The sequence below is a fragment of the Streptomyces sp. NBC_00076 genome (genome assembly GCF_045041235.1).
Taxonomy (GTDB): domain Bacteria; phylum Actinomycetota; class Actinomycetes; order Streptomycetales; family Streptomycetaceae; genus Streptomyces.
Genome location: NZ_CP108242.1, coordinates 5,679,703 through 5,693,079, shown reverse-complemented (window position 1 = coordinate 5,693,079; position 13,377 = coordinate 5,679,703). Strand labels below are relative to the sequence as shown.

11 protein-coding genes are annotated in these 13,377 nt (G+C 70.1%); 10 read left to right on the top strand and 1 reads right to left on the bottom strand.

The genetic code is table 11. From position 1 onward, the window contains the following. Positions 1–66 precede the first annotated feature (66 nt). The 5 genes from OHA64_RS25945 (at position 67) to OHA64_RS25925 (ending at position 3,417) form a co-directional block, all read left to right on the top strand. Positions 67–981, top strand: coding sequence for a Scr1 family TA system antitoxin-like transcriptional regulator (locus tag OHA64_RS25945; RefSeq protein ID WP_405624117.1), 915 nt, complete (start codon positions 67–69; stop codon positions 979–981). Next, a complete protein-coding gene (locus OHA64_RS25940) occupies positions 944–1,075 on the top strand; it encodes a DUF397 domain-containing protein (protein WP_405617021.1) in 132 nt (43 codons plus the stop codon). Before OHA64_RS25945 ends, OHA64_RS25940 begins: the two co-directional genes overlap by 38 nt. Before the next feature lie 282 nt (positions 1,076–1,357). After that, positions 1,358–2,284, top strand: a complete 927-nt coding sequence (locus tag OHA64_RS25935; RefSeq protein ID WP_405617019.1) for a hypothetical protein — start codon at positions 1,358–1,360, stop codon at positions 2,282–2,284. Positions 2,285–2,381: 97 nt separating this feature from the next. Next, entirely contained in the window at positions 2,382–3,038 is a 657-nt protein-coding gene (locus OHA64_RS25930; RefSeq protein ID WP_405624115.1) for a DUF433 domain-containing protein, read from the top strand. After that, positions 3,028–3,417, top strand: a complete 390-nt coding sequence (locus tag OHA64_RS25925) for a toxin-antitoxin system, toxin component, PIN family protein (RefSeq protein WP_405617017.1) — start codon at positions 3,028–3,030, stop codon at positions 3,415–3,417. Before OHA64_RS25930 ends, OHA64_RS25925 begins: the two co-directional genes overlap by 11 nt. A 31-nt stretch (positions 3,418–3,448) precedes the next feature. Here OHA64_RS25925 and OHA64_RS25920 read toward each other — a convergent pair whose 3' ends face one another. Beyond that, a complete protein-coding gene (locus tag OHA64_RS25920; RefSeq protein WP_405624113.1) occupies positions 3,449–4,882 on the bottom strand; it encodes an aspartate ammonia-lyase in 1,434 nt (477 codons plus the stop codon). 241 nt (positions 4,883–5,123) lie between these two features. Here OHA64_RS25920 and OHA64_RS25915 point away from each other — a divergent pair, with 241 nt between their 5' ends. The 5 genes from OHA64_RS25915 (at position 5,124) to OHA64_RS25895 (ending at position 13,266) form a co-directional block, all read left to right on the top strand. Next, positions 5,124–6,584, top strand: a complete 1,461-nt coding sequence (locus OHA64_RS25915; RefSeq protein WP_405617015.1) for a dicarboxylate/amino acid:cation symporter — start codon at positions 5,124–5,126, stop codon at positions 6,582–6,584. Next, positions 6,581–7,465, top strand: a complete 885-nt coding sequence (locus tag OHA64_RS25910) for an aspartate/glutamate racemase family protein (protein WP_405617013.1) — start codon at positions 6,581–6,583, stop codon at positions 7,463–7,465. The genes OHA64_RS25915 and OHA64_RS25910 overlap by 4 nt, the downstream gene beginning before the upstream one ends. Next, the gene (locus tag OHA64_RS25905; protein ID WP_405617011.1) at positions 7,425–8,111 is read left to right on the top strand and encodes a GntR family transcriptional regulator; all 687 of its coding nucleotides are present in this window, start codon (positions 7,425–7,427) and stop codon (positions 8,109–8,111) included. Before OHA64_RS25910 ends, OHA64_RS25905 begins: the two co-directional genes overlap by 41 nt. A 180-nt stretch (positions 8,112–8,291) precedes the next feature. After that, positions 8,292–8,636 carry a hypothetical protein gene (locus tag OHA64_RS25900; RefSeq protein ID WP_405624112.1) on the top strand — a complete coding sequence of 115 codons (345 nt, stop codon included), beginning with the start codon at positions 8,292–8,294 and terminating at the stop codon, positions 8,634–8,636. A 556-nt stretch (positions 8,637–9,192) separates the two neighbouring features. Beyond that, positions 9,193–13,266, top strand: coding sequence for a hypothetical protein (locus OHA64_RS25895; protein ID WP_405617009.1), 4,074 nt, complete (start codon positions 9,193–9,195; stop codon positions 13,264–13,266). Positions 13,267–13,377 lie beyond the last annotated feature (111 nt).

Sequence of the window (13,377 nt, the reverse complement as noted above, 5' to 3'; positions counted from 1 at the left end):
CTTATCTTTCGGTTCGTAAGCAACGGAAGTGACGCCTTGGCCAACGGAATTGACCCCAGTACGTCGATGGCGGCGCTGTTCGGATCGCGGGTGCGCAGACTCCGTACGGCGGCCGGAATGACCCAGGAGGACGTCGGCCGGAAGACACACGTGGTCAGCACCAGGATCACGCAGATCGAGCGGGCCTCCGGGGCGAAACCCACGCTGGAACTCGCACGGGCGCTCGACGCCGTCCTCGGTGCGGACAATCTGCTGGTCGAGTTGTGGCCGTACGTGTACCGGGAGACGTTCCCGGACTGGTCGCGGAAGTTCATGGAGTACTCGGAACGGGCGGTGACCATCCAGCAGTACGCCGCCCACGTGGTGCCCGGCCTTTTACAGACGGAGGACTATGCACGGGAGGTCCTCAGCCTGGACGCGTTGCTCGAGGGTGAAGAGCAGCTGGAGGAGCGGCTCACAGCCCGAATGGGGCGGCAGGAACGACTCGGATCGCCCGACCGGCCTGAACTGTGGGTCGTCCTGGACGAGGCGGTGCTCAAACGTCCGATCGGCGGCCATGCGGTGACGCGGAAGCAGTTGGAGCGACTGCTCGATGCGGCGGCAGAGCGTCACATCACCCTGCAAGTACTGCCGTTCGACCAGGGCGGGCATGAGGCGATGGGCGGCTCGCTGACCGTCCTGACCCTCCCGGACGGCTCAGAGGTGGCCTACACAGAGGGCGCGGACTACGGCCAACTCATCGAAGAACCGACCAACGTCAGTCGCTACAAGGTGATTTACGATCGGCTCCGGGCAGCGGCCCTGCCTCCGCTCATGTCGCTCGACATGATCCGGTCCGTGATGGAGGGCGACTACCGTGGTACGAGCATCCCGTCCCGATCTGAACGGCGCCGCGTGGCGCAAGAGCAGCTACAGCAATCAAGCGGGGGGCGACTGCGTCGAGGTGGCCGTCGGGTTCCAGGGAGCCGTCCCCGTCCGTGACAGCAAGGCCCCGCACGGTCCCGCTCTGACCTTCGACGCCGTTTCCTGGGCAGCGTTCGTAAGCCAGTTGAAGGCCGGCCAGCACCGCCTCTGAGCCGACCAGGTCCCGGTCATGGCCCGCCCTCCGGGTCCGCCGGATCCTTGTCCGCGAGGGTCCGGCGGGCCGCTGACCTCCTTTAAGAACCGGGGAAAGAACTACCCGCCCACCCACCCTCCCCGGCCGTGAAGCCTCGCGTCACCCGTCCGGGTGACCGGCTTGCAGGCGCGGGATACGGGCGGTTACGTTCGCCGCGACAACCGCAAACAGATACGGCCCCCGGCCGGGACGGCAATCCCGATCGAGGGCCTGACCGATCAGGAAGCGAAACCCTTCCCGATGGCTGACTCGCAGTCTAACGCGCGCCTGCGCGCCGACGCCGGAGCTCCGACTACCGGCGTGATCCACGTACGCACCCGGCTGACAGCCGACTTCACCGTGATCTCCAACGCCCTCGCCCAGCGACGCGGCAGCGCGGTCACGGTCGGCGTCGCGGTGTACATCCTCTCCCTTCCCACCGGCACTCCCGTGAGCATCGCCGCCCTGTGCGGGCACTTCACCGAGGGCGAGATCCTCATCTCGCGGGCGCTCAGGGAACTTGAAGCGGCCGGTTACCTGGAACGCCGCCGCGAGCGACTGTCGACCGGACAGATCCGTACCCGGACGTACTTCTACGACGTCCCCGGCGGGGGCCCGGACCGGGACCCGGACCCGGACACTCCCTCCGACCCGAGCGGTCCTCCCGAGCCGCCGAAGCCACGCCGGCCCCGAAAGCAGCGCGCCGCAGCGACGCCCGCGCCCGCGCCCGCGCCCGCGCCCGCGCGAGAAACAGTGCACGCACTCGCGCAGTCCGAGGCGGAACAGCCGATCTCGCTCGTTGACGCCGACCCCCAGGCCGTCGCCGTACTCACCGCGCTGCGCCGGGTCGATCCGCGCCTGATCCTGTCCGCTCAGGAGGCTGCCCGCCTGGCACCGGCCGTCACCCAGTGGCTCGCGGCGGGTGTCGAAGCGTCCCAGATCACCGAGCTGCTCACCGCGCGGCTCCCCGCCCGCTTGCTTGTTCGCCCCGCGGGGATCCTCGCCTTCCGCCTGAGAGAGACGCCCCTCCCCCTGCCCGCGCCACTTCCGTCGGAGTACCAGGGGGACCGTCCGGCGACTGTCCTGCCCTTCCAGACCTGCGACGGCTGCGAGCGGGCCTTCCGCGCCCCCGTACCCGGCCACTGCCGCGACTGCCGATCGGGGGACCGTCTCCGTGCGGCCGGCTGAGCCGGTGGGCGGGTGTGCGGTCGGACCTCGGGTGGGAGGCTTGATGTGCAACGATGCGAAACCCGGCATCAGCAAGGGCATCAAGGGGAGGTGGGGCATGGTCGACAGGTTCCAGGACGGGCTTCTGACGCCCACGGAGACCGCCTCCTACCTTGAGATTCCGCAGTCGACCCTCGCCTCGTGGCTGAAGGGCAAGGCCGCGGGAGCGCCTCTGGTCCACCAGGTGGATCCGGTACGGAAGGGGCAGCCTTCGGTACCGTTCATCGCGGTCGCCGAGGCTCACGTCCTTCGTTCCCTGCGCTCCCTGGGGCTCCGCATGAGCGAGATCAGGGAGGCCGCGGCCGCCGTGCGGGACGCCTTCGACTCCCCGTACGGGCTCGTGTCCAAGCGGATCGCGACGGACGGCGTGGACATCTTCATCGAGCACGGTTGGGGAGACCTCCGCAGAGCCCGCGACGGCCAGGTCCCCATCGAGGAAGTGGTCTCCGACTATCTCCGCTACCTGACCTGGGAGCCGGGCGACGACTTCCCCTCCAGCCTGCGGCTGAGGCAGTACCCGGACTCCGTGCCCGTCGTGATCGACCCGAGGTTCGGTCACGGTCTGCCCGTGGTGGCCGCCAACCGGGTCTCGGTCAAGGCCATCACCGATCTGTGGGAGGCCGGGGAGTCCGTCGAGGACATCGCGTACGACTACGACATGACACCTGAGCAGGTGGATGCCCTCTGCCGAGCAGTGGTGCATCTTGCCGCCTGAGTTCTTCCTCGACCGGAACCTCGGCCGCCGTGTCGCCGAGGGGCTGAGAGCCTGCGGGTGGACTGTTCACCGCATCGGGGACGTCTTCCCGGACGACGGGCAGGACGTTCCTGACGAGGAGTGGATCACTCACGGACTCGACCGTTCCTGGGTCCCGTTGTCGAAGGACGGGCGGATCAAGACCCGGGACCTGGAGATCCGGCCCGTGCTGGAGCGCGAGGCGGTGCTGTTCTATCTGGACAACCAGCAGCTTCGCAGCTTCGAGATGGTCGAAAGACTCGTCGCACGCCGTGACGCGATCCACCGGGCCGTCGAGAAGGGCGGTCCGGCGGCCTACGCCGTACGGCACGACCGCATCGAGCGCACGTGGCCGTCCTGACGCCGTTCGTACGGTACCCAGGGTGGGCGAGTCAGGAGGTCGCCTCGGTCGGCCGCGAGGCCTGGCCCGTGAGGGATTCGGGGCGCAGGAGTGTGTCGAGTTGCTCGGGGGTGAGGAGGCCGGCTTCGGCGGCGAGGTCCTTGACGGGGCGGCCGGTGGCGAGGGCCTGGCGGGCGAGGGTGGTGCTGGCGGCGTAGCCGATGTGGGGTGCCAGTGCGGTGACCAGTCCGATGGAACGGTGGACGCTGTCGTGGAGGTGGTCGCGGTTGGCGGTGATGCCGGGCACGCAGCGGGTGGCGAGGGTGTCGCAGGCGGCGCGCAGGTGTGTGAGGGAGCGCAACAGGCTGTAGGCGATGACGGGTTCGAAGGCGTTGAGCTGGAGCTGGCCCGCTTCGGCGGCCATCGTGACGGTCAGGTCGTTGCCGATGACCTCGAAGGCGACCTGGTTGACGACTTCGGGGATGACCGGGTTGACCTTGCCGGGCATGATCGACGAACCGGCCTGTACCGGCGGCAGGTTGATCTCGCCCAGTCCGGTGGTGGGGCCCGACGAGGTCAGGCGCAGGTCGTTGCAGGTCTTGGAGAGCTTCACGGCGACCCGCTTGAGGACCCCGGACAGCTGGACGAAGGCGCCGCAGTCCTGGGTGGCCTCGATGAAGTCGCCCGCGGGCTGGACGGGTTCGCCGCTGATCTCGGCGAGATGGGCGCAGGCCAGTTCGGCGTAGCGGGGGTGGCCGTTGATGCCGGTGCCGATCGCGGTGCCGCCGAGGTTGGACTCCAACAGCAGGGCGGCGGCCTCGGTGAGGCGTTGCCGGTCCTCTTCGATCATGACGGCGTAGGTGGTGAACTCCTGGCCGAGCGTCATGGGGACGGCGTCCTGGAGCTGGGTGCGGCCCATCTTCAGTACGTCGCTGAACTCCGCCGCCTTGGCGGAGAAGCTGTCGGCCAGGGCCCGCAGGGAGTCGCAGAGCCGGCGCAGTGAGGCGACGAGGGCGAGGCGGACCGCGGTGGGATAGACGTCGTTGGTGCTCTGGCCCAGGTTGACGTGGTCGAGCGGGTGGACGACCTCGTAGAAGCCGCGCGGGTGGCCGAGGATCTCCAGGGCCCGGTTGGCGATGACCTCGTTGGCGTTCATGTTCGTCGAGGTGCCGGCGCCGCCTTGGACGGGGTCGACGACGAACTGGTCGGCGAGTCGTCCACCGCGGATCTCCTGGCAGGCGCTGACGATCGCCCCGGCGATGTCCGGGGGCAGCAGGCCGAGGTCGCGGTTGGCGGTCGCGGCGGCCTGTTTGACCGCGGCCAGCGAGGCGATCAGGTCGGGGAACCGGGCGATGGTCGACCCGGTGATCGCGAAGTTCTCCACGGCCCGCACCGTGTGCACGCCGTAGTAGGCGGCGGCCGGGACCTCCTTGTCTCCCACCAGATCGTGCTCGACGCGCGTGGCGTGTGGTGCCGTCTGCGCCATCTCCGTTCGTGCCGTCTGCGCCATCTCCGTTTGTGCTGTCTGCGCCGTCTGGTCTATCTGCGGCATCTGCTCCGTCTGCGTCACCTGTGCCACCTGCGCCTCTCGTCATCGCCGTCGGTTTCAGCCGATGTGCCGCCGACCGGTACGGCGGTGCGGGACCCCTTGACAGGTCACCGCCGCGAGGCCAGTGTTACCGCCCAATACGCAGAGCGCAATATATTGGAGCCGCGAGGAGGCACCAGTGAACGCATCACACACCCCGAACACCAGCGCAGAAAGCAGCGCAGGCAGCAGCGCGGACACTCGCTCGGGGCCTCGGCCGGGACTCCTGCGGCGAGGTCTGCGGCGAGGTCTGCGGACGCCGATCGGCGTGCAGTCGATCATCGCCGTCGGCCTGGGAGCCCTGATCGGCACCCTCGCGCCGAGTGCCGGCGAGCAGATGAAGATCCTCGGCGACGTCTTCCTCAACCTGGTGCAGGTCGTCGTCCTGCCGCTGGTGTTCCCGCTCATCGTGCTGGGCATCGCCCGCATGGAGTCGGTCAAGAAGGTCGGCCGGATCGCCGGCAAGGCCATCCTCTACTTCGAGCTCGTCACCACCGTCGTCCTGCTGATCGCGGTGGGCCTGGCCAAGTTCACCGGCATCGGCAAGGGCGCCCCCGTCCACGGGACCGACGCCAAGGACCTGGAAGGCCTGAACCAGGGCATCGACTTCCACGAGCTGGTCCTGCACGCCGTACCGAAGAACATCTTCGCCGCGTTCGGCGAGGGCAACCTGCTCGGCGCCATCACCTTCGCCCTGCTCGTGGGCGTGGCCATGGCCTCGATCGGGGAGAAGGCCGAACCCTTCGCCTCCGTACTGGAGTCGGTCGCCGCGGTGATGTTCAAGGTCGTCGGCTACGTCATCCGTGTCGCGCCCCTGGGCGTGCTCGGATTCATCTCCTACGACGTCGCCTATTACGGCTTCGGCAACCTCCGCAGCCTCGCGGGCTTCATCGCCGTCGTCTACGCGGGCCTGGCCATCGTGGTCGGCGTGCTGTTCCCGCTCATCGCCGCGATCTACCGCATCCGCTACGTCGAGCTGCTGAAGTCGATCGCCAACCTGGCGGGAATCGCCTTCGTCACCCGCAGTTCCGAGTCCGTCCTGGCCCCGCTCATGGTCAAGCTGGAGGCCTTCGGGCTCAGTCGGTCGACGACCTCGTTCGTCGTCCCTCTCGGCTACTCCTTCAACACCGACGGCTCCGTCCTGTACCAGGCCGCCGCCCTGGTCTTCCTCGCCAACGCGTACGGCGCCGACACCTCCCTGCCCGCCCTGCTCCTCATGGTCGGCGTGCTCGTCATCCTCTCCAAGGGCATGGCCGGGGTCGGCTCCGCCTCCATCGTCGTCCTCATCGCCGCCGGCAACAGCATCGGTCTGCCCGCCGAGGGCATCGCCCTCCTCCTCGGCGTGGACTTCATCGTCGACATGGCCCGTACCGGCGTGAACGTCGTCGGCAACTCGCTCGCCGCCGCCGTCGTCGACAGCTCCGAGAAACGCCGCGAGGCCAAGCACGGCCGCCCCAGCGAGACCGGACGCGACGCCGACAAGACCGCCCGCGACACCGACGACGAGGCGGCCGCGCACAGCGACGGCACCGAGCAGACCGCCGTCCCCAGCCCCGAGTCACCGCTCGGACGCACCCTCCAGAAGGACCCGGCACAGTGACCGGTCCGATCGATCCGCGTCGCACCACGGAGATCATCGGCATCCTGGGCGGCATGGGACCGGCGGCCACCGCCGACTTCTACGCCAAGCTGGTGTCGATGACTCCGGGCCACAACGACCAGGACCACCTCAGGACGGTCATCTGGTCCGACCCCACGATCCCCGACCGCACCGAGGCCCTCCTCGGCAACGGCCCCGACCCCACCCCCTGGCTCCTCAACGGCAGCCGGGTGCTGCGCGAGGCGGGCGCCACCGTCATCGCCATCCCCTGCAACACCGCGCACGCCTTCGTGCCGCGCATCGCCGACCACGTCGGCCTGCCGATCGTCCACATGATCGGAGAGGTCGCCCGCCATCTCACCACCCTGCGGCCGGCCGTCCGCACCGCCGGGCTGCTGGCCACCACCGGCACCGTCCACGCGGGCCTGTACCAGGAATGGCTCGACCGCCACGGCGTCCGCCTCGCCCTGCCCGACCCCACCAGCCAGAACAACGAGGTCATGACCGCCATCCACGCCGTGAAGGCGGGCACCCACGACGACAGGACGACCGCGCTTCTGGCGCGCGCCGCACGACGCCTGACCGAGCAGGGCGCGCAAGCGATCATCGCAGGCTGCACGGAAATCCCCCTCGGCCTGCCGGCCGACGCCGTGGACGTCCCCCTCGTCGACCCGGCGCTCGTCCTGGCCCAGGCCCTGGTCCGCCGGGCCAGGGCGACGGCCGGAGCAGAGCCGAACAGGGCGAGCGAAGAAACCGATGTGAAGCGGGCGATGCGAAGCAGGCGAGGTGAAGCAGCCGATGTGAAGAACCGTCACGAGGAAGCGATGTACTGTACGCAATATGTCACTCGACAGTCCTGTCTCCCGCCGCCTCCTCAGTGACGAGGTCTTCGACCGCCTGCGCGACTCCATCGTGCTCGGCGAACTGGTCCCCGGGGAGAAGGTGAAGGACAGCGAGCTCGCCGAGCGTCTCGGGCTCAGCCGCACCCCGGTGCGCGAGGCGCTCGCCCGGCTCGCCGACATCGGTCTGGTCGAGGCGAAGCCCGGCGTCTACACCCGCGTCACCACCCTCAACCGCCGTGACGTCGAGAAGACCCTCGCCGTTCTGCGCTCCCTCGACCAGCTCGCCGTCGAGACCGCCGTACCGGTCATGACCGAGCAGGATCTGCGGCAGATGCGCGAGGCCAACCGCGACTTCGAACGCGCCGTCGCCGCCAACGACACCACGGCCGCGCTCGCCGCCGACGACCGCTTCCACGCCGTCCCCATCACCGCCGCGGACAATCCCGTGCTCAGCCGGATCGTCGAGCAGCTCCATCCCCAGATCCACCGGATCCTCTACCGCAAGTTCTCCACGCTGCTCGGTGGCCGCAACACCATCGAGCATCACGACCGACTCGTGGAGGTCTGCGCCGGCGGCGACGCCCGCGCCGCCGCCGACCTCTCCGGACAGCACTGGTCCGCACTCGGCGGACACATCAACCAGCTCTTCGACACGAACCAGTTCACCGAGACCGCGACCGCCTAGGACACCAGCCTCCGCCGCCGGCCATCAGGCCGCGGTCACCCACTCTCCGCGACCGTCACCGATCGGCGCGTTGACACCGGGCCCTGCCGGACGTTGACTGGCGGCATGGCTCGGCCCCCTGCCGCCAGTCAACGTCCGGCATGACGTACAGGCATGACGTACAGGAAGGCGGCATTGAAGATGTACGACCAGACGCGTGCTCAACAGCCCGCGGGCAAGACCTCGGGACGCGACGAACGGCGCGCCCCCGGACCGGAGACGCTGTTCCCGCCCGGTGAGCGGGACAAGATCCTTCAGCGTCTCGGACACGCCACCAACGCCTTCGCCGACACCCCTCGTGAGGCGCTGGAGAAGGCCGAGGGAGCCTTCGACGAAGCCGCTGCCCTGCTCGCCGACGCCCTCGCGGAACAGCGGCGGCTTTTGCGTGAGGGCTGGCAGGACCGGGATCCCGAGACGCAGTCCGCGGAACTCCGCCTCGCGCTGAGGCAGTACCGGGAGGTCACACAGCGGATGCTCCGTCTCTAGGGGCCACGGCGGTCCGCATACCGGCAGGTGAAACGCACGTCAGACCCGGCTTCCGGAAACGGACGCCGGGTCTGCGCGTTGTTCGGGGCCGGTCGGGAATGACTCGGGAATGACTCCGAACGGATCACGGGGGCACAACGCGTCGCCCGGCGCCGGTCGACACAACGCGTCGCCCGGCGCCGGTCCCTCCCCTCGTGGGGACCGGTGCCGGACAGTGCGGACGCGTCCATCCGCGCCGGGCGGGCGTGGATCGGGGACCTGTGGCGGATCTTGGTGGATCCCTCGGGCCCGGGTGAGGAGACCGGCGGTGCTGTCCCGTGACCGCGGCGGGTGCCGACGGGGAACGCGCCAAGCCGTGGGGGGTCTCTCCGAGCGCTGAGCTGATGGCCTGTCCTGGTGACGTCCGGTTGCCGCGTTGTTACGGGGTGATCCTGCCAGTCGCGGCTCCACGCGAGTAGGTTCCGGTACCCCTCCGGATACATAAGCGCAGGTCAGACGTATAAGGTGAGTTTTCCGGTCCGGATATTCAAGCGCGGGAGAAGTAAGGGGTGGGACCTTGAGTTCCGACTCAGGGGCACGCACGGCCTTCGCGGAGCGTCTCGCGCTGTTGTACAAGGAGGCCGGCAACCCTCCCCTCAAGAGCGTCGCCGAGGCGGTCGTACGGCTGCGGCGGGTCGACGAGCGGGGGCGGCCCGTGCGGGTGTCGGCCCAGCGGATCAGTGACTGGCGGCGGGCCAAGAACGTGCCGGCCCAGTTCCCCGCTCTCGCCGCGGTGCTGCACGTCCTCATACCCCAGGCACGGCGGGCGCGCCCCGCCCCGGTGTCCAACGGGCTGTACGACCTGGGGCAGTGGCAGCGGCTGTGGGAACGGGCGGTGGCCGATCCGGTCGGTGACCGTCCCGCCGCCGAGACCGAGACGGAGACCGAGACGGGCGAGGAGTCGTCGGCCCGGGGTCACGCCTCGTCCCTGGCCGGTGGGGTGTGTCCGTATCGGGGGCTGGCCTCCTACCGGCAGCAGGACGCCGGGTGGTTCTTCGGGCGGGAACGGAGCACTCAGGCACTCGTCGCGCAGCTGCGCGCGGCCGAGCCGACCGGTGGTCTGGTGATGCTCGTGGGTGCGTCGGGGGCCGGGAAGTCGTCCCTGTTGAACGCCGGTCTGGTGACCGCGGTGCGGAACGGGGCGCTCAGCGGCGAGAGTGGTCCGGCTCGTCCCGTGCTCCAGCTCGTCCCGGGTGCCGATCCGCTCAAGGAGCTGATCCGCCGGGTTCCCGAACTGACCGGCGTCGACTTCGACACGGCTCAGTCCCCTGCGTTCGCCGGCTCGGTGCAGGAGGCGTTCGCCTGGTGGGCGCGGCGTGAGGCGCCGTCCGGTGGGCGTCCCGTCGTCATCGTGGACCAGTTCGAGGAGGCGTTCACCCTCTGCTCCGACGAGGTCGAACGGCAGGCTTTCGTCCAGGTCCTGCACGCCGCGTCCATGCCCGCCGCGTCCACGCCCTCGGCGCCCGTGCCCTCCTCGTCCACGCCCGCCGGACCGGGAGCACCCGCCGGTCCGGACGCGCCCGGCACCGGCCCGGCCCCCGTGCTCGTGGTCCTCGGGATCCGTGCCGACTTCTACGAGCAGTGCCTCGGACATCCCGAACTGGCCGACGCGCTCCAGCACCGCCACATGGTGCTCGGCCCCCTCACCGCCACGGAGTTGCGGGAGTCGGTGACCGGGCCGGCCAAGGCGGTGGGGCTGGAGCTGGAGCCGGGGCTGGCGGAGCTGATCGTGCGGGAGGTGAGCGCCGACGGACCGCGCGGGGCGCACCACGTGGGGGCGCTGCCGCTGCTGTCTCACGCGCTGCTCGCCACCTGGCAGCGGCGCAAGGCGGGGCGGCTGACGCTGGCCGGGTATCGCGCGGCGGGCGGGATCCAGGGCGCGGTGGCCGCGACCGCCGAGCGGGCCTGGTCGGGGCTGGACCCGGCGGCCCGGACGGCCGCGCGGCTGCTGCTGCTGCGGCTGGTCCGGCTCGGCGAGGACACCCAGGCCACCCGGCGGCGCGGCACGCGGCGGCAGCTGGCCAAGGAGTCGACGGACCCCGGCAAGACGGAGGAGTCGCTCGAAGCGCTGGTGCGGGCCCGGCTGGTGACGCTGGACGCGGAGACCGTCGAGATCACCCATGAGGCGCTGCTGCACGCCTGGCCGCGCCTGCGCGAGTGGATCGACGAGGACCGCGGCGACCACCTGTTGCGCCAGCGGCTGGAGGAGGACGGCCGGTCCTGGGAGGAATCCGACCGTGACACGTCGCTGCTCTACCGGGGTTCACGTCTGGAGCAGGCACAGAGCTGGGCGAAGACCGCCGGTGACACCTTCCTGACCCGCAGCGCGGTGGACTTCCTGGCCGCTTCGGTCAGGCTGCGCCGGCGGACCGTGTGGATCAGCCGCGGCGCGGTGTCGGCGCTGGTCGTGCTGGCCATGCTGGCCGTGGGCGCGGCGGTGGTCGCCTGGCAGCAGCGCGACGAGGCGGTGTTCGAGCAGGTGGTCGCCGAGGCCGACCGTGTCCAGTACACCGATCCGTCGCTGTCCGCCCAGCTCGACCTGGTGGCACACGACCTGCGGCCCGACGACGAGGACACGAACAACCGGCTGATCTCGATCGTGAACGCGCCGCTGGCCACACCGATGCCCGGCCACACCGGCGCCGTCTACCTCACCTCGTTCAGTCCGAACGGGCGGACCCTGGCCACCGCCAGCAACGACCGCACCATACGGCTGTGGGACGTGAGCGAGCCGACCCGACCCGAGCCGCTGGGCAAGCCGCTCACCGGCCACACGAGTTGGGTGAGCAGCGCGGTCTTCAGCCCGGACGGCAACACCCTCGCCGGCGCCTCCGACGACGGCACCATACGGCTGTGGGACGTAGGGGACCCCAGTCATCCGAAGCCGCTCGGCGCACCCCTGACCGGCCATGACGGCACGATCTACCTGATCGCCTTCAGTCCGGACGGGCGGACTCTGGCCTCCGCCGGCGACGATCAGACCGTACGCCTGTGGAATGTGGGCCACCCGAGCCGGCCGAAGGCGCTCGGCGCGCTGACCAGTCCCACCGACGCCGTGCGCACCGTGGCGTTCAGCCCGGACGGCCGGACGTTGGCCGCCGGTGGCGACGACGACGCGATCAGGCTGTGGGACACGGCCGATCCGCGTCATCCGGTGCCGATCGACAGGGTGCTGAGGGGCCACACCGACCTGGTGCACTCCGTGGCGTTCAGCCCGGACGGCCGGACCCTCGCCAGCGGCGGCGCGGACAACACCGTCCGGCTGTGGAACGTCGCCGACCCCCGGCACGCGGCGCCGCTCGGCACGCCGCTCACCGGCCACACCGGTCCCATCTGGTCCGTGGCGTTCAGCCCCGACGGAACCACGCTCGCCGCCGCCAGCGAGGACAGTACGGCGAGCCTGTGGAACGTCACCGATCCGGCATACCCCTCGCAGGTCGGCGAGCCGCTCGCGGGGAGCAACGGCGAGATGTACGCCCTGGACTTCAGCCCCGACGGCCGGACCCTCGCCACCGGGAGTGGTGACAACACCGTCCGCCTGTGGTCGATACCGACATCGGACATGGTCGGCGGCGTCGGAGCGTTCCGCCCGGACGGGCAGGTGCTCGTCACGGTCGCGCTCGACGGAAAGATCCGGTTGTGGAACGTGGGGAATCCCAACCGGCCCGTGTTGCTGGGCGAACCCTTCAAGCCCGGGGAGGGTGAGGCGCGTGTGCCGGCCTTCTCCCCCGATGGCCGCACACTCGCGGTGCAGACCGGACGGCGCTCGGTGCGGCTGTGGAACGTCACCGACCCGGCTCGGCCGGTCTCCTACGGTCCGCCCCTCGCGCTGCGGACACGGATCGTGGCCGCGCTGGCCTTCAGTCCCGACGGGCGCACGCTGGCAACCGCCCATGACGAACGCACCATTCAGCTGTGGAACGTCAGCGACCCGTCCCGTCCGCGTCCGCTCGGCAAGCCTCTCTCCGGTCACACGGGCTACGTCAACTCCCTCGTCTTCAGCCCGGACAGTCGCTCGCTGGCCAGCGCCGGCGCGGACGGCACCGTCCGGCTGTGGAACGTCGCCGACCCCCGTCATGCGGCCCGCCTCGGCGCGCCTCTCCGGGGGCACCTCGGCCCCATCAACGTGCTCGCCTACAGTCCGGACGGCCGTACGGTGGCCAGCGGCAGCGACGACGGCACGGTTCGGCTCTGGGACGTCACCGACCCCCGGAAGGCGACCCGGCTGGGTTCCCCCCTCACCGGCCACACCGAAGCGGTCGTCTCGCTGACGTTCAGCCAGGACGACCGCACCCTGGCCAGCGGCGGCAACGACAACACGGTCCGGCTCTGGAACGTCGCCCGCCCCTCCGACGCCTCTCCCATCGGCCAGTCGATGAGTCCGAACGCCAAGACCGGCAGTTTCCTGTCCTTCGGTCCGAAGAGCCACATGCTCGGAGTGTCGAGCGGGACCGACACCGTCCGGCTCTGGGACCTGGACACCGACGAGGCCATTCGCCGTATCTGCTCGTCCACGCGGGGGGTACTGACGCCGGAGAAGTGGCACGAGTACCTGCCACGCCTCTCGTACGATCCCCCGTGCGGTACGTGATCCCGATCACAACTTCTCGGTACGGGTCAGGAGTCGGCTCCCGACGGACATGCGGCGTTGTTAGTGTTGGCCATAGCCCGATCGCTGGTGCATCCCCCGTCGCCAGCGGTC